Raw genomic sequence first — 22,602 nt, 5'->3', positions numbered from 1 at the left:
GATATGGCTGAGTTTGCTCAGACTGCGATCAATAAAATTAATCAATTTTATCAGCAGTGGGTACCTAAGCTGCCCGCTGAAGTTAATCCGCGTAATGTGCTGATTTTTTGTGTACTGGCTTTGCTGTGCATCGGTTCGATCATGGTGGCATCGGCTTCGATGCCTTATGCGGAACGGATGCATGAAAATGCTTTCCACTATGTAACCCGACATGCGATCTCGATTCTGGTTGCGGCGGGTGCAGCCTTTCTAGCTTATAAAGTTCCATTAAAAGTCTGGTTCAATAACACCTTCTTTTTATGGATTATTACTATTGTTTTGCTGGTCGCCGTACTCTTTGTCGGGACTGAGGTAAACGGCTCCAAGCGCTGGATTCGGGTAGCCGGTTTTACCTTGCAGGCTTCGGAAGTCGCCAAGGTCATGATGGCGATTTTTACCGCTGACTACGTCGTGCGCCGTGCTGAAGAGGTTCGTAATAATATCAAGGGCTTGGTACGTTTAAGCGCCATCATGGGTGCAACCGTTGGTCTGATTATTCTTGAGCCTGACTTGGGTGCAACGGTGGTAATTACCCTGACTATGCTCGGTGTATTCTTCCTGGCAGGTGCTCCTTGGATTCAGTTCGGTGTCGCTTTTATTACCTTATTAGGTGCGTTTGCCGCCGCAATTGCTCTGGAACCTTATCGTTTACAACGTTTACTGTCTTTCTCGAATCCTTGGGAAGATCCGCTCGGTACCGGTTATCAGCTTTCCAATGCCTTGATGGCGTTTGGTCGTGGCGAATGGACGGGAGTAGGGCTAGGCCACAGTATCCAGAAAATGTCATATCTTCCTGAAGCGCATACTGACTTTATGTTGGCGATCTTAGGGGAAGAATTTGGTTTCTTGGGTATTTCTACCATTCTGATTCTGTCCTTTACCGTGATGGTCTGCTGTATCCGGATTGGACATCGTGCCTTGCAGCATCAATACTTGCGCGCAGGTTATCTGGCTTATGGGATCAGTATCATTTTCCTGTTACAGATTCTGGTAAACGCTGGTATGAATATGGGCCTATTGCCAACCAAAGGTTTGACCCTGCCATTTATTAGTTATGGCGGTTCATCACTAATTGTCTGTGCGGTGATGATCAGTTTGATTCTGAAAATTGATTCGACGACTCAACAAGTTAATCCAAGTCGGGAAGAATCAAGCTTCTAGATTAGACGAGCGCTGTGGATCAGGCTGAGCATGGTCAAGTACTGTGCTCGGCATGACAGTTCCACAATTCAGGCAACGCACAAAAGTACTTTTTGCCTTGGAAAGTGGAATCAGCGGAATAAAAAATAAAGAAAAATAATTACGCTGCTGTTTTAGTTCATACCCAGAACGGGTTCGGCAGACTGGACAAAGAAACTGACTTTTCGCAATGACCTTAGTTTTCGGTCCTACACCAAAAATAAAAAACATTGTTATGGTTCTCACTCGCCTTTGTTATTGCTTTTAGCTTAAGTGAAAACCCGTTTTTATAAATAGTGACCTTGTAGTTCAGTTGTATGCGGGATTCGGGAGATGTCCCATTGTGCGACGGCTTGTTTGAGCATACGAGCAGGGCGATCCAGTTCTACGGGCACCTGACATAGGGCTTGAAGTGCTTGTTGCAAGAGCAGGGGAGCCTGATCAAGATCCAGTGCTTGCGCCAAGTTTTGTTTGGACAGTTTCTGGCCCTGATCATTCATTGCCAGTGGTAAATGCATATAGCTTAAACGCGGATAATCCAATAATTGACCCAGATAAATCTGACGTTCGGTATTATCTAAAAGATCTGCACCGCGAACTACATGGGTCATGCCTTGCAGATAGTCATCGACTACGACTGCCAACTGATAATTGAAGATGCCATCACGGCGTTTCAGTACAAAGTCACCCAAGTCCTTTTTTAACTGTGAACAGTGTTGACCTTGCAGACGGTCTTCAAAACAGATTTCAGCATCTTCAACCTTGACCCGAATTGCTTGATGTTCAAAAGACAGACCTAAGTCACGACAGGTGTCTTGGTAAATATGATTGGAGCCCAGCATTTTGCGGGTACATTGACAGGCATAAACCAGACCCTGCTGGCGCAGTTGCTGAATGACATTTTCGTAAATATCCAGACGCTCTTTCTGGTAGATGATTTCGCCATATGGCTCGAATTCAAAAGCATCCATTGCACGTAGAATATGTTCTTCGCTGCCGGGATAAATTCGCGGGATGTCTGTATCTTCAATACGGACTAGCCAGCGCCCCTGATGGGCTTTGGCATCGCAGTAACTAGCGACTGCGGTAATGAGGGAACCAAAATGCAAAGGGCCGGTTGGCGATGGTGCGAACCGGCCCACGTAATTCTCTTCAGCTTTCCCTCCCTTTGATAAAGGGAGGGTCAGGGAGGGATTACTTAAAGACATGCTTAACCGTTATTTTGCTTCTCTTTGATCTCTGCCAAAGTCTTGCAGTCGATACATAAAGTTGCAGTTGGACGTGCTTCTAGACGGCGCAGACCAATCTCGATACCACAAGTTTCACAGAAACCGTAGTCATCATTTTTAATTGCTTCGATAGATTGCTCGATTTTGCGGATCAGTTTACGTTCACGGTCACGAGTACGAAGTTCGATGGCAAATTCTTCTTCCTGAGTCGCACGGTCGTTTACATCAGGGAGCGCGGTGTTTTCGTCTTGCATCGTATTTAAAGTACGATCAACTTCTGACATCAGTTCAGCTTTCCATGCCATCAAAATTTGGCGGAAGTGTTCAAGCTGCCCTTCAGACATGTATTCTTCATTTTTTTTAGGTTGATAAGGTTCAATACCAAATAAGCTAGCAGTAGAACCACCCTCAGTCGTTTTCGGCTTAGATTTGCGCACACGTTTTATAGGTTTTTCCTCTACAACATCAGTTTGTTCGTCTAAGACTTGATTTTGGTTGTCATTCGCCATTTAGGGCATTCCTCATCATATGCGTATGTAATACGCAAAAAATATGGTGATATGCAATTTTTATCCACCCTGTAGAAAGATTATCCTCCTACGGGGGTCGTCATCATATAGACTTTTTATGCTTTTTGATAGTCTTTGATGTCTGGATTATAGATATCACATTTCCTTTGGTTGCAATAAAGTAATTCAAAAAAAATAAAATGCAAAGTTAATAACCTGAAATTTCGGTATTAATATTTTGCTGGCTTAAGGTCACACGTTCGATATGTGTATCGAACTCCCCATTTTGTTTCAAATGTAATACACGATAGCCAGGTGCTGCCTGGTCTAGCGCGAATTCGTCACTCTTGGGTTTGAACTGTACGCTGGTCGATGGCGTCGATAAAAACTGGATACCATGCCATTCATTGCAAGAATCCTGATGTACATGACCAAACAGAACCAGCTTCACATTCTGGTGCCGGGCCAGTACATCTTTTAGATCTTCGGCATTCTTTAGCCGGTGCTGGTCAATCCAGTGCGACTTCATCGCAAAAGGATGATGATGGCAAGCCACAACTACATGCTGATTACGATATTCAAGCAATAATTGATCCAGCTGTTCCAGTTGAGCCTGTTCTACCCAACCATCTATCCGATCCTGGACTGCACTATTCAGTAAAATCAGGGTCCAGTTGCCAAAATGAATCGCATGAGCCTGATCTCGATCCTGATAAAAAGGAAAGACCTTGATGTCATCATGATTGCCCGGAATCTGGTAATAGGGCACCTGGCAAGACTGGATATATTCTAAATAACGCGTATAGGTTTGTGCGAACGGCACCTGTGCCAGATCACCAGTATGTACGAGTGCATCCATTTCTGGAAAATTGTGTTGAATATGCTGCATGACTTCATGGAAACTCTGCTCGGGATTCATATTCGCGAATTCCAGATTGGGCTGATCCATCAAGTGGGTGTCAGAAATCTGGATAATGGTCCATTTTTGTGGCGATGCAGGATTGAATTGTTCCGATGTCATGTCTGCCCCCTTAAACCTGACGGGACAGCCTGTTGATGCTGTTGTAGCCATTGTAGCGCCATAATCACAGGCGCATTTCTGAGGCGACCATTACTCAGCAGGGTCGGAATATCGGCATAATCCAGAATGTGCAGCTGGATATTTTCCCCTTCATCCGGCATACCAAAAATACCGCCTTTTTCAGGCAGTTCAGTCTGGGCGACATAAAGATGAAACAGTTCCGAGCAGGCACCGGCAGACGGATAGAAGCTGAAAAGATGCTGCAAGGAATCAACAGTGCAGCCTGATTCTTCGAAAGCTTCGCGGCGAATACAGGTCTCAGGCGTTTCATCGCCATCCAGTACACCGGCAATGACTTCTAGTTGCCATGGCGTATCCTGATCATCCAATCCCCCAATACGGAACTGTTCAATCAAGCCGAATTTTTGCTGTTGATCGTTATACAGCAGTACCCCAGCGGCTTCAGGACGATGGATGAGCTCACGCTGCAATGCAGGTGTATAAGATTCCTGATGGAAGACACGGTGACGTAACGTGACTTTTTCCACCTGAATAAATCCCCGATATAAAAACTCACGGGCCTCTATCCTAAAATCTTTTTTATTATAAGAGGCTTGTTTAATAATATTCATAACTCAGAAAAGGATGAAATAACTCATTTTTTTCATCCTATCTGAGATTTTTATGAAAACAACTGTTTTTTTTTACAGTTTTACACCTTGTGGTACAATTTTTGACCAGAGTTGTGGAAATCGTTTTTCATCTGGTTGAGGCCGGCTTCAATCTCTGCCTGCGTTACAGCCGGGGTCTCATCAGCAGATAACTGGCTGGCATAATCCCGCACATTTTGCGTGATTTTCATTGAACAGAACTTCGGTCCGCACATCGAGCAGAAGTGAGCTGATTTATGCGCCGCTTTTGGCATGGTTTCATCATGCATGCTGCGTGCTGTGTCCGGATCCAGGCTCAGGTTAAACTGGTCTTCCCAGCGGAACTCAAAACGGGCTTTAGACAGGGCATTGTCACGGGCTTGAGCACCTGGATGACCCTTGGCCAAGTCGGCAGCATGTGCGGCAATCTTGTAGGTAATGATGCCGTCTTTCACATCTTTCTTGTTCGGCAAGCCTAAATGTTCTTTCGGTGTCACGTAGCAAAGCATCGCAGTACCGTACCAGCCAATCATCGCGGCACCAATCGCCGAAGTAATGTGGTCATAACCCGGTGCGATATCTGTGGTTAATGGCCCAAGTGTATAGAAAGGTGCTTCCTTACAGACTTCCAGCTGCAGATCCATATTTTCCTTGATCATATGCATCGGTACATGCCCCGGACCTTCGATCATCACCTGAACATCATGTTCCCAGGCACGATGCGTTAGTTCACCCAAAGTGCGCAGTTCAGCAAATTGTGCTTCGTCATTGGCATCCTGAATACAGCCCGGACGTAAGCCATCCCCGAGGCTGAAAGACACATCATAGGCTTTCATGATTTCGCAGATTTCATCGAAATGGGTATAAAGGAAGTTTTCCTGATGATGTGCCAGACACCACTGTGCCATGATCGAACCACCACGTGACACAATACCAGTCAGACGATTTGCGGTCAGCGGTACATAACGCAATAACACACCGGCATGAATCGTGAAGTAATCCACGCCCTGTTCAGCCTGTTCAATCAAGGTATCTTTAAATATTTCCCAAGTCAGGTCTTCAGCTACACCGTTGACTTTTTCTAGAGCCTGATAAATTGGGACTGTACCAATTGGCACTGGTGAGTTACGGATAATCCATTCACGGGTTTCATGGATGTTTTGACCAGTCGACAGATCCATAATGGTGTCGGCACCCCAGCGGGTGGCCCAGGTCATTTTTGACACTTCTTCTTCAATACTTGAACCCAGCGCAGAGTTTCCGATATTGGCATTAATTTTTACCAGGAAATTGCGACCAATAATCATTGGTTCCAGTTCAGGGTGATTGATATTGGCAGGAATAATGGCACGGCCTGCAGCTACTTCCTGACGGACAAATTCAGGCGTGATTTCCTGTAAATTTTTGGCACCAAAATTCTGTCCCGGATGCTGGCGCATATCGGTACCTTCCAGCTGACGCAGGTTTTCCCGGATCGCGATATATTCCATTTCCGGCGTAATAATGCCCTGTTTGGCATAATGCATCTGGGTCACATTCTGGCCATGTTTAGCCCGGCGTGGTTTCTGAATATGGGCAAAGCGGATGTTGGCAGTACGGATATCACGTAAGCGTTGGCGACCGAACTCAGAGCTTAAATCGTCCAGCATTTCTGTGTCATTACGCTGTTCAATCCAGCCTTCACGTAGATTTGGCAGGCCTTTATTCAGATCAATTTCAACGTTTGGATCGGTATAAACCCCTGAAGTGTCATAGACCATCAGCGGTGCATTATATTCACCACCTAGGCCAGTCGGGGTTTCGCTAAGAGAAATTTCCCGCATGGGTACCTGAATATCAGGACGTGAACCTTGCAGATAGACTTTACGGGAAGCCGGCAGAATGCGGGTCAGATCACGCGCTTCCTGTTCGTGTGGAGTAAGGGGAGTTTCAGAAGAAAGATTCGTTAACTGGCTCATTGCAATGATCCTTATGAATGACATCAACGAATCAAGCACGACCAAAAACGTGGACAGAATTATCAGGGAGTAGATAAAACAAGGGTAGTCGTTTTTAGATGGCTTGATTCCTACGCAGGTATTAACCTGATCAGGTTCAACGGTACTCACTATCAAATGGCCGAAAAGGCTGATTTAAGTGATCTCAGCGAGTTATTACTCGCGCTCCGTCAAGCGAGGCTAAATCTTAGCTTAGTTGGTATTTAAAAAGTAGCTTTAAATTGGAAGAGGATGCTGATTTTTGGCTATCTCATCGATTTTTAAGAAAAGATTGTTTTAAAGACAGATGGCATCCTTAAAACAGTCTTTACCGTAGTTCTGTGAGGGTGGGGTGACTTGGGCATAATATAAAATCTGTTCAGTGCTGGAACGGTTACGATAATCCGCAGCTAAGGCACGCTGACGCTGTTCAGGATTCATGTCCAGAAACTCTAAAAATAATTGTGCCTGTGTCGATAACTTGGATTTCTGACCACGCGCCAGACCGATAATAGTTTCCAGATGGCTGGTTTCTACCGAATAACGATCACGATAATCTTCAGAGATTGGTGATTGCTCGCTGCCTCTAAACAGGAAATAAGTATATTGTTTCAGCAGATATTCGGCATCACGCTGATAGCTGCTTTTCGGATAGGTTTGCAGATAATCTTCCCAGAACAGAGCGCGAGCGGCAATATTGGCGGCTTCAAGCTGCAAACGTTTTTCGACCAAGACCGGTTCCATATTCTGCTCAGCCAGATTTTCAATAAATACCTTTTCGGCAGCCGGTAAATACGGTGCAAAGATACGCGCCAAGTATTCCGGGCTACGACGATATTGCAGCGTGCCATTGCCCTGATCCAGCAGTTCTACATAGGCCTGACCTTTATGCTTCAATAAATACTGGTCACGCGTAGTTAACTGTTCAAAGTGGCTTTGCTGAATGGTGGGATGTTGAGCCATTTCCAAGGCATATTGCTCGAAAGCACGTTGCTGGAATTCGGTACGTTCCACATGCAGGAAGCGTTGATACATTTCAGTAGAACGCTGCATCAGGTGTTTCTGCTCGGCCAGTTCCATGAGCGGCAGACACACTTTAAGATCCTGATTAATCTGTTCCAGTGCAAAAGTGGTGCGCTGTTCATTAATCTGGGACATGTTTTTTTCAATATTTTCACACATGAGGGTGAAATCGTTCGCGGGAGATTGAACGGTTTTAACCTCGGCCTGTTCCATTTCAACCTGCGGTTCTGAGGATTGCTGGCATCCGCCTACGAACAGCAAACTGCTGAAAACAAAACAAACTTTGAATATCGAATGAATTCGCGTTAACACTATGCTTCAGGACTCTATATAGATGAAATCAGAAATAACTGCCTTACTGGGAGCTATATTGTATAGATCTAATTCAAGTTCTATGTGTAGTATTGTGAATGGCTTTGTTAAGCTAGGATGCAGGATGGGGAAAGTAGGAGGAATATTGAATAAAATCGTGGATCTATAAGAGAAAAGTAATAAAAGTCATACGTAAAAAATCAAAAGAAATCTTTAGTATTGCTGGGTTTAAAGCGCCTTAATCTGATGATTTAAATGGCTGTAGGGGTGAAAACTATAAAATGAAATTAAAACTCATCGTCAGTGCCTGTTTATTGGGGGCCAGTCCCACACTGTTTGCGCTGGATCTGCTCGAAGCTTATCAGCGTGCCCAGCAGAATGATCCGAACTGGCAGGCGAATCTGTTGCAATACCAGTCGGATCAGCTCAATCTGGGCATTGCCAGCGGAAATTTATTGCCGACTGTGACTTTATCTGGAAATGTGACCCGTAAAAACCAGTCTGCTGATAATTCATCGATAGAAGGCTTGCCTGTTGAATTTGGGGAATTACAAGGTTCGAGTACGACCACACGTCAGATTGCAGTCACTGCACGTCAGCCACTATTTCGTTGGGATGCCTGGCAAGGTTATAAGCAGGTCAAAACCTCAGTAGAACTCAGCGAAGTTAATTTGCGTCTGCAAAAGCAGCAGCATATTTTGCAGGTGGCAGAAGCCTATTTTAATGTTTTACGTCAGCAGTCTTTAACTACGGCTTATCTGCAAGAAGAGCAGGCTTTATCAGAACAGTTAAGGATGATGAATGCCAAACTTCGAGAAGGGCTCGTGGCGAGAAGTGATGTCAGTGAAGCCAATGCCCAATATCAGAGTGCGCAAGCTAACCGGATTTCTACACAGGTGCAGTTGGTTCTAGCTCAGGAACAGTTGGCTCAGTTGATTGGACCTTATCAGGAAAATCTGGCGGTTCTGCGTGAGGATTTCCAGTTCCAGAAACCTGTTCCGAGTAATATCGGTTCCTGGACCGAACTGGCACAAAACCAGAATCTGGAAATTTTGCAGGCACGTTTGCAGAAACGCTATTCTGAAGATGCCAAACGGGTGGAGCAGGCGGCTCTCTATCCTCAGGTTGAAGCCGTTGGAACCTATGGCTATTTAAAGCAGACCCCTGAAACAGTGTTATCAACCAATGGGGATTTTGACCAGATTGGTGTCGAGATTAACTGGAATCTGTTTACCGGTGGCCGAACCCAAAAAAGTATTCGTCAGGCGGGCGTGAATGTACAGAGAAGTGAGGCCCAACTGGATGCCGCCATTCGCAAAGCCAACACCGATGTCAAACAGTCTTATCTGCAGGTAGAAACGGATGAGGCTAAACTGAATGCACGTAAAGCAGCGATGCAGTCTTCAGATATCGTTTCTCAAGCTTCCAGAGCTCAATATCAGGAAGGTTTAAAAACCATGGTGGATGTATTACTGGCGCAGCGCAATGCCTTCTCTGCCAAGACCGATTATCTGAATGCCAAATATGATTATTTGCTGCATGTACTGCAATTACAGGCTTCAGTAGGACAATTGACAGAAAAGGAACTGGCAGAGATGAATGCCTGGCTCATTGAATATGACCGTTCTTAAAGAAGGCTAACAAGTTGTCATCAAACTTTCATGATAGTCATGCTTTAATCACAGTTCATGATGTATTTTTGCCTTTTCCTGTTCAGGAGTAGATTTCCTTGAGTCCCAATAATCCTGTGCTCAGTCATCACATTTCTTCGCAATTCAATGAAGAATTGCAGGATGTAAATACCAAGTTCATGACCATGGGTGGCATGGTAGAACAGCAGGTAGCCAATGCCATTCATGCGCTGCTGGATACAGATGCTGCAATGGCGGTCGATGTGCAGTTTCAGGACAATACTGTGAACCGCTTGGAAAGTGAAATTGATGAGGCGCTCACCCTGATTTTGGCTCGCCGTCATCCCGCTGCCATTGATCTGCGTATGGTGCTTGCCATGTCCAAGGCCAATACCGATCTGGAACGGATTGGAGATGAAGCATCGAAAATTGCCCGTATTGCCCAGACTTTGTGTGAAGAGGGTGGTTCACCACGCGGTTATATGGAAACCCGACATATTGGTAATCAGGTTCGGGTGATGATTCATGATGCATTGGATGCCTTTGCCCGTCTGGATGTAGACCAAGCGCTACGCGTGATGCAGGCAGATGCTGACATTGACCGGGAATATCAGTCCGCTACCCGTACCTTAATGACTTATATGATTGAAGATCCACGGCATATTAGTCGGGTGATCAATGTGCTTTGGGTGCTACGCTCACTGGAACGCATTGGAGATCATGCACGTAATATTTCGGAACAGGTTATTTATATGGTCAAGGGCCTGGATGTGCGTCATAGCAGTGTTGAAGAAATTGAACAAAAATTTCAGCGTTAAGCAAACCTAAATAATGATAAAAAGCTTGCATTGTGCAGGCTTTTTTTATTTCAAAAATATGCTCTTGATATTGGGAAAGCTAGACAGGATAGGCGTTCCCTAATATTACTATGAGAAAAATCACATAAATAACAATTACTAATAAGCGTTATAAATTTAATTAAAAGAAATGTGAACTGTTTATCAAAAAACATACAAAATTTGTATGTAATTTAGCAAAATGCAGGTTGATTTATGAAAATGGAATTATTTTCAGAAAGTGAAAAGATTTTTTCATGTGCTCATCAAACCAATAGATAAGAAAGAAAAACGAAGCTCTTTTGTTATCAGTCACATACTTCTGGTCTAAACCTAACCCTGCTTTCATTTACTCAGTGAAATTATACATTTAAGATAAAATTCATGATCATTGATGAAAGTCAAAGAGAAGCTTCCCGAATTTACTTTTCTGTGCAGTTAAAGTTTGTGATCGCGTTAATGGGTGCGTATTTTTGAACCGTATTTTCCATCTGGATTGCTCAGGACTGGTTGCATGATTTGAGCACTTATGTTGGTTACTTTTGGGCTATTTCTCTGATTTATGGTATTGCTATTATTCCAGGATTTATGAACTCATTTGCGGCATTAAGCCTGATGATGGACAGACGCCCTAAACGCCAGCCATTAGCAGTTTATCCAGGGATTACCATGTTGGTGGCTGCTTACAATGAAGCCGCGTCAATTGAAGACACTTTGGTCAGTATTAACCAGCAAAAATATCCGGGAAAATTACAGGTTATTGTGATCAATGATGGTTCTCAGGATGAAACCGCAGAGATTGTCCGCAAAGCAGAATCAAGATTTCCCTGGCTGACTTTACTGGATTTAAAGCAAAATGCAGGGAAGGCGCATGCCTTAAATGAAGGCTTGAAACTTGCCGAACATGATTTGGTGATTACCGTCGATGCGGATTCCTATCTCGATCGTGTTGCCTTGATCAATATTGTTGAACGCTATGTGGCAGATCCTCCAAATACACGTGCGGTTGCGGGTAAAATTCTGGTACGTAACTCACGTACTAATTTGCTGACCAAAACTCAGGAATGGGATTATTTTCTGGGTATCTCGGCAACCAAACGCCTGCAATCTCTCTATCAGGGAACTCTGGTAGCGCAAGGTGCTTTCTCTATTTATGACCGTAATGCCCTGATTGAAGTCGGCGGCTGGCCTGAATGTGTAGGTGAAGATATTGTGCTGACCTGGGCCTTGTTAAATGCAGGTTATCGGATTGGTCATTGTGAGGATGCCTGCCTGTTTACCAATGCACCGACGACGCTTAAAGTGTTTGTTAAACAACGTCAGCGTTGGGCTCGTGGCATGATTGAGGCATTCATTAAACATCCCAGTATTTTAATCAAGCCAAGACTATCTACATTTTTTATTTACTGGAACCTGTTTTTCCCGTGGCTGGATATTGCCTTTACCTTTGGCTTTATTCTAGGAATCATTCTGGCATGTTTCGGACATTACTGGATTGTCGGAATCATGACCTTGGTGTTATTGCCAATGGCATTCCTGTTGGGCTTCTTAAATTATTCGATTGAACGCAGAATGTTTAATGATCTGGAGCTTAAGGTCCGCAAAAACTTCAGTGGCTTTTTACTGTATGTATTGGCCTATAGCTTCCTGCTTCAACCTGCCAGTATTTTAGGCTATATGGATGAAGTATTGAGAACACGAAAAACCTGGGGAACGAAATGAATACTATGAAAATCGGATATGTATGTGTTCCTCTGCTCGTGAGTTTGAGTGCTGGCAGCCTGGCCAATGGATTAAATGAAGATCAGACAGCAAGTGAACGAGCAGCTGGAACGGAATTCTTTTTAAGTGACGATAGTGAAGGCTTTCAGACTCGTAAATTATCAGCGGAATTCTTGCCTCAATATAAAGATGCCGATCATTATGTGGGTATCCGTGGTAGTGCCTATCAATATAGGGCAGATGACTGGAAACGCGATGGTCAGAAGATCTCATTTATTGGGCGTGATATTGAGTCCGCTACAGCCAATGGCTGGACGCTGGAAGCAGGATTATTTGAGCAAGGTGATCATACTTTATTGACCTTTGATGGCAGTTACCGTACCGCACTTGCAGAAAAGACAGCAGTAGAACTTTTTGCCAATCGTGACTGGGTTGAAACCCAGCCTGCACTTGATGCAGGAACGAATTTTACTTTTGTTGGTGCAGCACTGAATCAGGGTCTAGGTGAACATGTCACTCTCGTGGGGTTAGCGGGAACACAGTTTTTCTCGGATGATAACCGCCGTGATCATGGCCGCCTTAGACTGATTTATCAGCCTTCACTAGATCTAGGTCTAATGCTTCAGGCTCGTTATCGTATGTATCGCAGCAGTGAAGAAGATGTGGGTAGAGAGTACTTCAACCCAGAAGATTATCAAGAATCGATGCTCGCTCTCGGTTGGCGTCAGCGCTTCGCTGGCTGGTCTGCAGGCTTAACGGCAGGCTTTGGTCGAGAAAAAATTAATCAGGATCCGAGCCAGTCTACCCGGCTATTCGAACTTAACCTACAAAGTCCTGTTCGTGGCTCGCAATTTCTGCGGATGAATGCCGGATATAACCGCAGTGCTTCGTTCTATGGTCCGAATTACGATTATCGTTATATCAGGGGTGAATGGATTGTGCATTTTTAAATCTGGATCATGATATTTTGATTTTAAGCGGTCTTTAAAGACCGCTTTTCTTTTTTAGGGATAGTTGAATGAAGAGCTAACTATGCGTTTCTTCCTCTGCATCATCTTCAAAAGTCTTGGCAATTTTTTCAATATTCAGGCTCTTGGCCATCGCATCAAAAATTTCCTTATATACGCCGTCCTGATGATAAAGCGCGTCATGTTCACCGTGTTCGGCAATACAACCTTCTTTCATCACATAGGTATAGTCTGCATCAATAATTTGAGACAGGCTATGCGAAATAATAATCACGGTACGGCCTTGCTTGATCTGATCCAGACTTTGTTTGATCTGTTCTGTCGCAATGGCATCCAGACTCGCCGTCGGCTCGTCCAGAAAAATAATCGGCGGGTTTTTCAGGAACATCCGTGCGATGGCAATCCGCTGTTGCTGACCGCCGGACAGTTGCAGGGCATCGGAATCATAGCTATCCGGTAGCTGTAAAATCTGTTCATGAATCGAGGCTTTTTGAGCAGCTGCAATCACCTCCTCCATACTGGCATTGGTTTTACCATAACGGATATTGTCAAAAATCGTGCCCTGAAAAATATGGTTTTTTTGTAGCACCAATCCGATATGATCACGCAGATATTGAGTGTCATAATCTTTTAAGTCGATCCCATCCAGCTTGATCTGGCCTTCCTGTGGTTCATAAAATTTATCGAGCAGACTGATCAAGGTTGATTTACCAGCACCAGATAACCCTACCAGTGCGGTAATGGTATTGGGACGGATTTCCATATTGATATCCTTTAAGGCATGATGCCCATTCGGATAATAAAAATTCACGCCACTTAACTCAAATCGGCCTTGGACAGGTGGTTTTTTCTGTCCGCTTTGCTCAATTTCGGCATCCGCTTCCAGAATATTAAAGAAGCTTTCTGAATAGATCATGGCATCATTCACTTCATCATAAATCCGGTGCAACGAGCGAATCGGGGCAGAGACGTTATTAAAGAGCAGCACATGGTACATGATCATGCCGATACTCATCTGGCCATCCAGTACAAAATAGGAAGTCAGAATAATAATCAGCACTATGCCGATTTGTTCAATAAAGGTTTTCAGACCATCAAACAGGAAGCTGGTCTGCCGGGTTTTCATCTGGTTATCGGTCAGTTCACGCTGCAAGCTCAGCTGCTTGTCTGATTCAATCGATTCCCGGTTAAAGGATTTGATGACTGTAATTGAATTGATGATGCTGAGAATGCCCTGGCTCTTTTTTTCCCGGCCATCTCTCAGACTACGGCGCCATCCACCGAGTTTTTGTGCCTGTTTATAGGTGAGCCAGAAGTAGATCGGTACAATCGCTGTAGCGACCAGTCCGACATAAAAATTGGCATAGTACATCAGTCCTAGCGCGACAATTGCACTGGTAAATAGAGGAAAAATATCAATGAAAAAGATCTGTACCAATCGGGTGAGGGAGCCAATTCCGCGGTCAATCCGGGTCTGTAATTTTCCAGCCTGATTATTATCCTGATTAAAAAATGCCAGCCGGTATTTTAAAAACTTTTCAATAATGCCTTGAGCCAGATCTTGGGAAATAAAAATCCGCAGCTTTTCTCCATAAAACTTCTGCCCAAACTGTACCAGTGCATTCACCACCTCTTTACCAAGTAAAATGACAGAGATAGTAATCAGTATATGCCAGCCTTCATCCAGCCCTTGTCCTTGTTCCAGCAAAGCATTGATACTGTCGACTGCATATTGCAGGGTCAGTGCATTGACCTGAGCAGTAAAGGAACCAATCAGGGTCAGAATGAGGGTCGCAATCACCAAAAGCCGATAAGGGCTGACAAAGGGACGAAGTTTTAAAAACAGCTGCCATAAATTCATAAGCAATTATTTTTATTGTCAAAGTTGAATTTAGTCTAGGCAGGAATAGAGGTGCTCACAAGAGTAAATGTTGTATTTATTTGTGAAATTGGATTGTAATTTTTCTGGATAAGTCCCAATCTTTTCAGCAAGATACTGAAATTTTTAGACTGATTTTAAAATGACTTTGGACCTGTTTGCGCCAGAACCTCAAATGAATTTATTACCCTTTGATGGGGTGGTAGAGGATTATGGCCAGATTTTAAATGAGCAGCAGAGCCAGCAATATTTACAGCATTTTCTAGCTCATCTGGCCTGGCAAGCGGATGAAGTCACTTTATTTGGCAAGCACTACGTCACTGGGCGAAAAGTCGTCTGGTATGGCGATGAACACTATCAATATCATTATTCCGGAAGTTTCAAACAAGCTCATATCTGGACACCGGGGCTATTTCGGTTAAAGCAGCATATTGAGAAATTGGTGGGTCATTCCTTTAATTCCTGTCTGGCTAATTTATATGAAGATGGTTCGCAGGGTCTGGGCTGGCATAGTGATGATGAAGCGGCTTTATATCAGGGGACATCCCAAGAAAATTTGATTGCATCCCTCAGTCTGGGTGCAACCCGCAAGATGAGCTTTAAACATAAGACAGAAAATAAAACAGTAGATCTGCTTTTGCAAAGTGGTCAATTGATTGTGATGCGTGGACAGACTCAACACTACTGGAAACATTGTATCCGGAAAACGACTCGGGTTTTGGAACCCAGAATTAACCTGACTTTTCGTTATTTTTTTCCTTAATTAAATTATCTTTGATAAAACAAAAAATATTAGTTCATTAGTATTTAAAATTCTTTCTCCCTCAGGGGAGAAAGTGAGGATGAGGAAATTTCTTTGGTCATTGTTTTATGATTAAAAAATGATTGATAAAGGCACTCTATTCTTTTAGATTGAAAGTATCCCAATGAACTAAAAAAGAGATTCTTTAATTCAAAAAAAATAGCATCTCGAAAGATGCTATGGCTGATATTCAAAAAGAAATTTAAGGTTGTAGTCCAACCGGATGCCGATACCAGCTTTCAATCAAGAGGGCAGCAGCAATACTGTCCGCTGACAATTTTTTGCCGCGACCTTGAGCCTGATAATGATCCAGTTCATCCCGTGCTTCACGAGTGGTCAGGCGTTCATCCACCATCAAGGTTTCAATATTGGTCTGATGACGTAAACGGCGGGCAAATTTACGTGCCCGTGTCGACAGTTCAGATTCACTATCATCCATATTCAGTGGCAGACCAACTAAAAATAAGCCTGGCTGATGGCTTTTTACGATTTTCAGTAACTCATCCCAGTTCGGGATCCCATCTTTCATGGGAAATAAAGGGAGGGGATTGGCACTTTCAATCAGGGATTGACCGACTGCCATTCCCATTTTCTGTGTACCAAAATCAAACGCCATAATAGTGTTTGGCGCGTTTACATCAGGCATGTCCAATCTCGGAAGATAACCAGGTTCGGTCTACGCCCATTTTTTTATAGGCAGCATCCCAGCGGTCGTTATAAGGTAAGTTAAAAATCAGGTCCATATCGGATTCACAGATTAGCCAGTCACCCCGGGCAATCTCTTCTTCAAGCTGATGTTTGCCCCAGCTGGCATAACCCAATGCGATCTGATAGCGGCCTACACCTTCATTATGCGCAATCGCATCCAGAATATCTTTAGATGTGGTAATACAAACATTTTCACCCACAGCTATAGAGGAATGCCAGGTCGGCTGACCGGTATGCAGGACAAAACCAGCCTCTGGTCGCAAAGGTCCACCTTGCAACACTTCATGGGGATTGACATTATCCGCTTCAATATCCAGATCATTCAGCAATTCTTTAATTTGAATGCCAGCAGGGCGGTTAATAATGATCCCTTGAGCGCCATCTTCATCATGACGGGCCAGATAAATGACCGTGTGGGCAAAAAAATCGTCACTTGCATGGGGTGGCGCAATCAGACAACGATGAGTCAGATATTGTTTAGTCACCTGAGCGGCTCTCCAAAAGTCTATATCGTTTGTGATCGTGGTAGATGATTTATCAGGGCAAAAGACTGGATTTTCAATTCTGCAAATTGTCTATTCCTTTATTTACTTATCCCACAAAAATGCACTACTGACAACTTAGCTTTGTAGATGCTGAGTATAAAAAAACTACAAATAGGTATTTTTTATTTTTTCAATAAATCAATAAAATCAGTTTTATTTTATTGAATGGTAAATTCTAGGGTTCATTTATTATCGACTAAGAATATAAAATAAATTTAAGAAGGAATAAGTTTATATATTAAACCTCTTGCGAAAGTGAAAACCACCTCAATATAAATTTCATGAGATATCAGAAATTAAATCGTTTTTCAGATTCTGAATTCAAACGCTTGGTTGGCGTACCTCGACAAGTTTTTACTGAAATGGTAGAGGTTTTAGAAAAAGCAGAATCACTCAAAAAGAAATCAGGTCGTCCTCATACTTTAGCTATAGAGGATAAATTGTTATTAACTCTCAATTACTTACGGAACTACAGCACTCAACTGAAATTAGCGGCAAATTACCATATCGCTGAAAGTAATGTGAATCGAACCATTAACAAGGTTGAAGATGCATTGATGAAATCAAGACGTTTTACTCTGCCAAAACGAAGCATTACCACAGCAGACGAACACTTTAACTGGGTCATTATTGATGCGACAGAATGTTCAATAGAACGTCCGAAAAAAAATCAGAGTAAGTTTTACAGTGGTAAAAGAAGAACCATACGCTAAAAGCACAAGTGATCTATCATCCGAACAGCAAACAAATCATAGGGCTAGATATATCGAATGGCAGTCAGCATGATATTAAATTGGCAAGAAAAACTGTTAAGAAATTCAAACATTGTGAATATGTTATGACCGATTTAGGGTACTACGGATTAGAGTAAGATGGATTTAAGTTATTGATTAAGATAAAGAAAAAGAAGAATCTACCCTTATTTGATGTTGAGAAAAAGTACAATAAAATGATTGGAAAAATACGAGTTTTGATCGAACACACTAATAGTCAATTGAAAAGATTTAGAATATTAAGTGAACGCTATCGAAATAGACGGAAAAGATTCGGTTTACGCATTAACTTAATTGCTGCACTCGTAAACCGGATAAACTTGCAATAATGACTTTCGCAAGAGATCTATTTTTAATTGTTTAATAATCAAACTAAATAATTAAATAGAAGAAAATATTAAATTTTATATTTAAAGCGGAGTGCTTTATTTTTTATTAATTTTTTATAAGTTGTTTTAAACTAAAAGACTATTAATAAAAAATCCCTGCACTAGCCAGGGATTTTTTATGAAGCATGATTTATGTTTGCTGAAACTTTAACTGTCTTAACTGACGTGCATGCTGCAAGGTGGTTTCATTAATTTCCACGCCACCCGTCATACGTGCAAGTTCCTGTACAATTTCACTTTCTTCCAGATTAATAATGGTACTGCTGGCCGGATCAGTCTGACGTTTTTTCACCAGTAAATGCTGGTCGGACTGTGCAGCCACCTGCGCCTGATGGGTGATACATAGAATTTGTACATGCTGTGCCAGATCAGCCAATAAGCGACCCACGATTTCCGCAGTTCCGCCACTGATCCCGACATCGATTTCATCAAAGACCAGTACTTCAGCTTCGGTTTTTTCTGCATTCATCACCTGCATCACCAAGGCGATACGGGATAATTCACCGCCTGATGCCACCCGTGCCAGAGGTTGGGCTGGAATGCCCTTGTTGGCAGTAAACAGAAGCTGGATAAAACTCAAACCCTCACTTGATGGATGTTCCAAAGGCTCAAATTTAAATTCAAAATGTGCTTCAGGTAGGGCAAGCTGTTTCACCTGTTCGGTCAGTTTCTTCGCCAGCGGTTCGGCCGCAGCACGGCGAATCTGATCCAGATGTTGAGCTTTGCTTAGAAACTCCTGATAAGAGACCTCGACCTGTTCAGCCAGAGTTTCCGGGTCTTCCAGCTGATGCAGCTGCTCAAGCTCAGCCTGCCAGGCCTCATATTCTTCTTTCAGCAATTCTGGCTGGGTGCGGTATTTGCGTGCTAAACGGTGAAACACCTCCAGTTTGGAATTCAGTTCTTCCATACGTTCCGGATCAAAGCTTTGCCGATCCATAAACTGGCGTAAGGTCGCCGTCGCATCTTCAAGTTCACTTTGGGCATTCAGCAATGAGGTGTAAATCTGGGAAAGCTGCTCGCTACGACCGGCATGCGATTCCATACGGCGTAAAATTGAAGCCAGTTCCTGAGAAATATTCTGTTCACCTTCATCCAGGCCATTCATGCTATAGACACAGTCCTGCATAATCGCTTCATGATGGGAAAGACGATCAAACTCCTGCTCAATTTCCTGATAATCCGTTTGGACGACTTCTTCCAGTTCTTCGAGTTGCAGCTCCAGAGTTTCCATACGTTGCTTACGGGTTGCTTGTGCATCCAGCGCCGCCTGATGCTGGCGAATATTTTTATGCCAGGTGCTATAAGCGTCACGTACTTCCTGAGCGGGTGCATAAAAATTGCTATAACGATCCAGCCAGTGTTTGGGATAAGGTGGTTCTAGAAGTTGCTGCTGGCTATGCTGGCTATAAAGCTGGACCAGTAGTCGGCCAATTTCTTTCAGTTCAGACAGGCTGCTAGGACGGCCATTAATCCAGGCCTTACTACGTCCAGTGGCAAAGATCACCCGGCGTAAATGAATTTCCCCTGACTCATCATCGAGTTCATGCTCTTTTAACCAGCCTGCTTCAGGGCTGTCTTCCTGATAGCTAAAGGTCGCTGTTACATCGGCTTTTTCGGTGCCATAACGCACATAATTGGTATCGGTTCGTTCACCCAGGCAAGCAGACAGGGCATCCAGTAACAGGGATTTACCTGCACCGGTTTCACCAGTAAGAACGTTAAAACCTTTATCAATATCAATAGCAAGATGCTCGGCCAAAGCAAAATTGATCAGAGTTAAATGTGTCAGCATAAACGCATCCGGGCTGCGAAAAGTTTGAATGAAATAGCATGTCAGTTGCTTCAGTCTAGCAACGCGGCTGTTATTATAAATCAGGATAAATCGATTTCATTCTATCTTAAATTTCAGGGATTAATACACGCTTATTTGAATGTTGTGTCACAGGAACCAAGATCAGGCCACTGAAGTTACAAAAGATATTTTCATTTTTCTGACATGCTTGAAGGTTAAATTAAATCAGATCGGAATATATTTTGCTTATAAATAGCGGGAAAAATCACGGCATTTTCCAAGATCTGCCGAAATCACTCAAACAGGCTGGAATCAAGGCAAGCAGGGGCACCTAATAATTTCATTCAAGTCCGATAAACTTCGATTGATTAGTTGCGGGTGCACATTTAAACTACAGCAATCAAAATATTACAAAATGCTTTATCTGGAGAAATGGCATGTCAGCTCAGTTTGATCATGTATCAGTACTTAAAAAATCGAATGTGTATTTTGGCGGGTTATGCATCAGCCATGTGGTGCAATTTGAAGATGGCACTAAAAAAACCTTAGGGGTAATTTTACCTTCAGAAAATGCATTAACTTTTGAAACACATGTCCCTGAGCGTATGGAAATCATTTCAGGTGAATGCCGTGTGCAAATCGCTGACAGCGAAGAGAAAGAACTGTTCCGTGCTGGTCAGTCGTTCTATGTGCCAGGCAATAGCCGTTTCAAAATCGAAACTGATGACGTGCTGGACTATGTTTGCCATTTTGAAGGCTAAACAGACTTACAGATGAGCTGTAACCGATCAAGAAATTTTGTTCTGAATCGGTTAAACTAAGCTTGATACAGAATCCTGTGAAGTTGGCTTTGCAGGATTTTTCTTTTGCTGCCTATTTCCCAATTTATTTTCGAGGTCGTTCATGGCTAAACCTGAGTATTATTATGGCGTCCATTCAGTAGAATCACTGCTGGAGCTTGAGCCTGAACGTGTCTTGACTCTTTTTACCCTGAAAGGTCGTGATGATCAGCGCCTGAAACGTGTGCTGGAATTGGCTGAGCCTTTCGGCATCAGTGTCCAGCAGGCTAGTCGTGACAAGTTAGAAAAACTGGCAGGTTTGCCTTTTCACCAAGGCGTTGTGGCGGCAGTTCGTCCGCATCCAACCTTAAATGAAAAGGATCTGGAAGATCTATTGAAGCAAGATTCTCAAGTACTTCTATTAGCACTCGATCAGGTAACTGATCCACATAACTTGGGTGCTTGTATTCGTACTGCCGCAGCGATGGGGGTAGCGGCTGTGATTGTGCCACGTGACCGTTCAGCAAGCCTGACGCCAACTGCACGTAAAGTGGCAGCGGGTGGTGCAGAAAAAGTGAAGTTTATTCAGGTGATCAATCTGGCGCGTACTTTGGGTCAAATCAAAGATGAATTTAATGTACGTGTGGTTGGTACGATGCTGGATGAAAAAGCTTTACCTATCCAGAAATTTGATTTTACCGGAACAGGTGTATGCGTGGTGATGGGTGCGGAAGATACCGGTTTACGTCCAATTACCCAAAGCCAATGTGACCAGACGGTTTATATTCCGATGGCAGGCAATCTGCAAAGCCTGAATGTGAGCGTGGCAACAGGTATGGCTCTTTATGAGGCCTGTCGTCAGCGTCAAGCTTAAATCCTTTTTATTGTTTATTCATAAATACTGTTAAAGAAGAAGTCTATGTCTCCCCGAACGCAAGGTTATGCCTTTGTCTTAATTACCATGTGTATTTGGGGAGGTTTTACCTTAAGCACGCGCTTAAGTGCCCAATGGGGGATTAGTGCCTGGGATCTGGTGGGATTACGATTCCTACTGGCTTTTCTGATTCTGATGCCAGTCCTGATTTATAAAAAGGACACAGCCTTTTTATGGAGCAAGGAATCCTTTCTCTTAGCCATGATCGGTGGGGTGGGGTATTGCCTGACTGCTTATACGGCTTTCCATTATGCGCCTGCAGCTCATGCTGCCGTATTTCTGAATGGCTGTATTCCACTCTGTACCGCAGTGGCCGCTTTTGTATTATTTAAACAAGGGTTTGACCGACATACCTGGATCAGTATGGCGATTATGCTGCTTGCGATTGGCAGTATGAGCTGGCTGATGTTCCGGGAGTCTGGTGTTGCCTTGGGATTAGGCGATCTGCTGTTTTTCATCAGTGCGATGTGGTGGGGTGTGTTCACTGTACTGCTACGTCAATGGAAGCTATCTGCCTGGCATTCTATGGCTAGTGTGGCGATCTGGTCAGCCATCGTTTATGTGCCAATTTATCTGCTATTCTTCCCCAAACATCTGGATGCGGCTGAACCTTGGCAAATGACTTCCCAAGTTCTCTTTCATGGTGTTTTTGTGGTGATTGTAGCGACACTAACTTATGTGGAAGCGATTAAGCGTTTAGGTGCATTTAAAGCGGGCAGTATTGTGACCCTCGCACCATTCATTGCTGCCATACTGGCTGTACCGTTATTAAATGAACCTCTAAGTCTCGCGATTGTCTCTGGTTTGGTAGGTATGGCAATTGGTGCCATACAGCCTTGGCGCTGGTTGATGCATCGAGATAGCCTGAGTCAAAAACTGGAACAACAAAAAAAGTAGTCCTAAAAG

20 protein-coding genes, 1 pseudogene and 1 riboswitch are annotated in these 22,602 nt (G+C 43.5%); of the genes and pseudogenes, 10 read left to right on the top strand and 11 right to left on the bottom strand.

Annotated elements, in window-relative coordinates:
- The first annotated feature begins 3 nt into the window (after nucleotides 1-3).
- Nucleotides 4-1,200, top strand: coding sequence for a putative lipid II flippase FtsW (gene ftsW / locus RJ01_RS01035; protein ID WP_004787257.1), 1,197 nt, complete (start codon nucleotides 4-6; stop codon nucleotides 1,198-1,200).
- On the opposite strand, the gene RJ01_RS01030 is transcribed toward ftsW, so the two are convergent.
- From RJ01_RS01030 to RJ01_RS01000, 7 genes are all read right to left on the bottom strand, one after another.
- A complete protein-coding gene (locus RJ01_RS01030; RefSeq protein WP_034169771.1) occupies nucleotides 1,189-1,449 on the bottom strand; it encodes a zinc ribbon domain-containing protein in 261 nt (86 codons plus the stop codon). The genes ftsW and RJ01_RS01030 overlap by 12 nt on opposite strands.
- A gap of 56 nt (nucleotides 1,450-1,505) precedes the next feature.
- Nucleotides 1,506-2,426: a tRNA glutamyl-Q(34) synthetase GluQRS gene (gene gluQRS, locus RJ01_RS01025; RefSeq protein WP_034169770.1), complete on the bottom strand. Its 921-nt coding sequence runs from the start codon at nucleotides 2,424-2,426 to the stop codon at nucleotides 1,506-1,508.
- A gap of 2 nt (nucleotides 2,427-2,428) precedes the next feature.
- Nucleotides 2,429-2,956: an RNA polymerase-binding protein DksA gene (gene dksA, locus RJ01_RS01020; RefSeq protein WP_034169769.1), complete on the bottom strand. Its 528-nt coding sequence runs from the start codon at nucleotides 2,954-2,956 to the stop codon at nucleotides 2,429-2,431.
- A 208-nt stretch (nucleotides 2,957-3,164) separates the two neighbouring features.
- On the bottom strand, nucleotides 3,165-3,977 hold the full coding sequence (locus RJ01_RS01015) for a metallophosphoesterase (RefSeq protein ID WP_034169768.1): 813 nt from the start codon (nucleotides 3,975-3,977) through the stop codon (nucleotides 3,165-3,167).
- Complete coding sequence (locus RJ01_RS01010) at nucleotides 3,974-4,609, bottom strand: NUDIX domain-containing protein (RefSeq protein ID WP_034169767.1); 636 nt, start codon at nucleotides 4,607-4,609, stop codon at nucleotides 3,974-3,976. Before RJ01_RS01010 ends, RJ01_RS01015 begins: the two co-directional genes overlap by 4 nt.
- A gap of 80 nt (nucleotides 4,610-4,689) precedes the next feature.
- On the bottom strand, nucleotides 4,690-6,585 hold the full coding sequence (thiC, locus tag RJ01_RS01005) for a phosphomethylpyrimidine synthase ThiC (protein WP_034169766.1): 1,896 nt from the start codon (nucleotides 6,583-6,585) through the stop codon (nucleotides 4,690-4,692).
- 90 nt (nucleotides 6,586-6,675) lie between these two features.
- Nucleotides 6,676-6,804: riboswitch (TPP riboswitch) on the bottom strand.
- Nucleotides 6,805-6,900: 96 nt separating this feature from the next.
- Nucleotides 6,901-7,938: a hypothetical protein gene (locus RJ01_RS01000; RefSeq protein ID WP_051069696.1), complete on the bottom strand. Its 1,038-nt coding sequence runs from the start codon at nucleotides 7,936-7,938 to the stop codon at nucleotides 6,901-6,903.
- Between the two features lie 281 nt (nucleotides 7,939-8,219).
- Between RJ01_RS01000 and RJ01_RS00995 the strand changes: the two genes are divergently transcribed.
- The 4 genes from RJ01_RS00995 to RJ01_RS00980 all read left to right on the top strand — a co-directional run bounded on the left by RJ01_RS00995 (nucleotide 8,220) and on the right by RJ01_RS00980 (nucleotide 13,077).
- Nucleotides 8,220-9,569: a TolC family outer membrane protein gene (locus tag RJ01_RS00995; RefSeq protein ID WP_034169765.1), complete on the top strand. Its 1,350-nt coding sequence runs from the start codon at nucleotides 8,220-8,222 to the stop codon at nucleotides 9,567-9,569.
- Between the two features lie 98 nt (nucleotides 9,570-9,667).
- On the top strand, nucleotides 9,668-10,387 hold the full coding sequence (gene phoU / locus RJ01_RS00990) for a phosphate signaling complex protein PhoU (RefSeq protein WP_004787240.1): 720 nt from the start codon (nucleotides 9,668-9,670) through the stop codon (nucleotides 10,385-10,387).
- A 537-nt stretch (nucleotides 10,388-10,924) separates the two neighbouring features.
- A complete protein-coding gene (locus RJ01_RS00985; protein ID WP_227504392.1) occupies nucleotides 10,925-12,127 on the top strand; it encodes a glycosyltransferase family 2 protein in 1,203 nt (400 codons plus the stop codon).
- Nucleotides 12,124-13,077, top strand: a complete 954-nt coding sequence (locus RJ01_RS00980; RefSeq protein WP_152606022.1) for a hypothetical protein — start codon at nucleotides 12,124-12,126, stop codon at nucleotides 13,075-13,077. The genes RJ01_RS00985 and RJ01_RS00980 overlap by 4 nt, the downstream gene beginning before the upstream one ends.
- A gap of 76 nt (nucleotides 13,078-13,153) precedes the next feature.
- Here RJ01_RS00980 and RJ01_RS00975 read toward each other — a convergent pair whose 3' ends face one another.
- Nucleotides 13,154-14,956, bottom strand: coding sequence for an ABC transporter ATP-binding protein (locus RJ01_RS00975; RefSeq protein WP_034169764.1), 1,803 nt, complete (start codon nucleotides 14,954-14,956; stop codon nucleotides 13,154-13,156).
- 160 nt (nucleotides 14,957-15,116) lie between these two features.
- Here RJ01_RS00975 and RJ01_RS00970 point away from each other — a divergent pair, with 160 nt between their 5' ends.
- Complete coding sequence (locus RJ01_RS00970) at nucleotides 15,117-15,737, top strand: alpha-ketoglutarate-dependent dioxygenase AlkB (protein WP_034169763.1); 621 nt, start codon at nucleotides 15,117-15,119, stop codon at nucleotides 15,735-15,737.
- 241 nt (nucleotides 15,738-15,978) lie between these two features.
- On the opposite strand, the gene ruvX is transcribed toward RJ01_RS00970, so the two are convergent.
- Together ruvX and RJ01_RS00960 are read right to left on the bottom strand one after the other, a co-directional pair.
- Nucleotides 15,979-16,422, bottom strand: a complete 444-nt coding sequence (gene ruvX / locus RJ01_RS00965) for a Holliday junction resolvase RuvX (RefSeq protein ID WP_034169762.1) — start codon at nucleotides 16,420-16,422, stop codon at nucleotides 15,979-15,981.
- Nucleotides 16,415-16,969, bottom strand: a complete 555-nt coding sequence (locus RJ01_RS00960) for a YqgE/AlgH family protein (RefSeq protein ID WP_004787233.1) — start codon at nucleotides 16,967-16,969, stop codon at nucleotides 16,415-16,417. The genes ruvX and RJ01_RS00960 overlap by 8 nt, the downstream gene beginning before the upstream one ends.
- A gap of 341 nt (nucleotides 16,970-17,310) precedes the next feature.
- Between RJ01_RS00960 and RJ01_RS15685 the strand changes: the two are divergent.
- A pseudogene (locus tag RJ01_RS15685) lies at nucleotides 17,311-18,131 on the top strand (IS5 family transposase).
- A 190-nt stretch (nucleotides 18,132-18,321) separates the two neighbouring features.
- Here the strand turns inward: RJ01_RS15685 and recN are convergent.
- On the bottom strand, nucleotides 18,322-19,983 hold the full coding sequence (recN, locus tag RJ01_RS00950) for a DNA repair protein RecN (RefSeq protein WP_034169760.1): 1,662 nt from the start codon (nucleotides 19,981-19,983) through the stop codon (nucleotides 18,322-18,324).
- 437 nt (nucleotides 19,984-20,420) lie between these two features.
- Here recN and RJ01_RS00945 point away from each other — a divergent pair, with 437 nt between their 5' ends.
- The 3 genes from RJ01_RS00945 to RJ01_RS00935 all read left to right on the top strand — a co-directional run bounded on the left by RJ01_RS00945 (nucleotide 20,421) and on the right by RJ01_RS00935 (nucleotide 22,593).
- Nucleotides 20,421-20,744: a pyrimidine/purine nucleoside phosphorylase gene (locus RJ01_RS00945; protein WP_004787221.1), complete on the top strand. Its 324-nt coding sequence runs from the start codon at nucleotides 20,421-20,423 to the stop codon at nucleotides 20,742-20,744.
- A gap of 142 nt (nucleotides 20,745-20,886) precedes the next feature.
- Nucleotides 20,887-21,636: a 23S rRNA (guanosine(2251)-2'-O)-methyltransferase RlmB gene (rlmB, locus tag RJ01_RS00940; protein ID WP_034169759.1), complete on the top strand. Its 750-nt coding sequence runs from the start codon at nucleotides 20,887-20,889 to the stop codon at nucleotides 21,634-21,636.
- A 45-nt stretch (nucleotides 21,637-21,681) separates the two neighbouring features.
- Complete coding sequence (locus RJ01_RS00935) at nucleotides 21,682-22,593, top strand: DMT family transporter (RefSeq protein WP_034169758.1); 912 nt, start codon at nucleotides 21,682-21,684, stop codon at nucleotides 22,591-22,593.
- Nucleotides 22,594-22,602: the final 9 nt, after the last annotated feature.

Source organism: Acinetobacter sp. YZS-X1-1 (genome assembly GCF_000804305.1).
GTDB lineage: Bacteria > Pseudomonadota > Gammaproteobacteria > Pseudomonadales > Moraxellaceae > Acinetobacter > Acinetobacter variabilis.
Note: the sequence above shows the minus strand (reverse complement) of the source record. Positions and strands in the feature narration are given on the sequence as shown.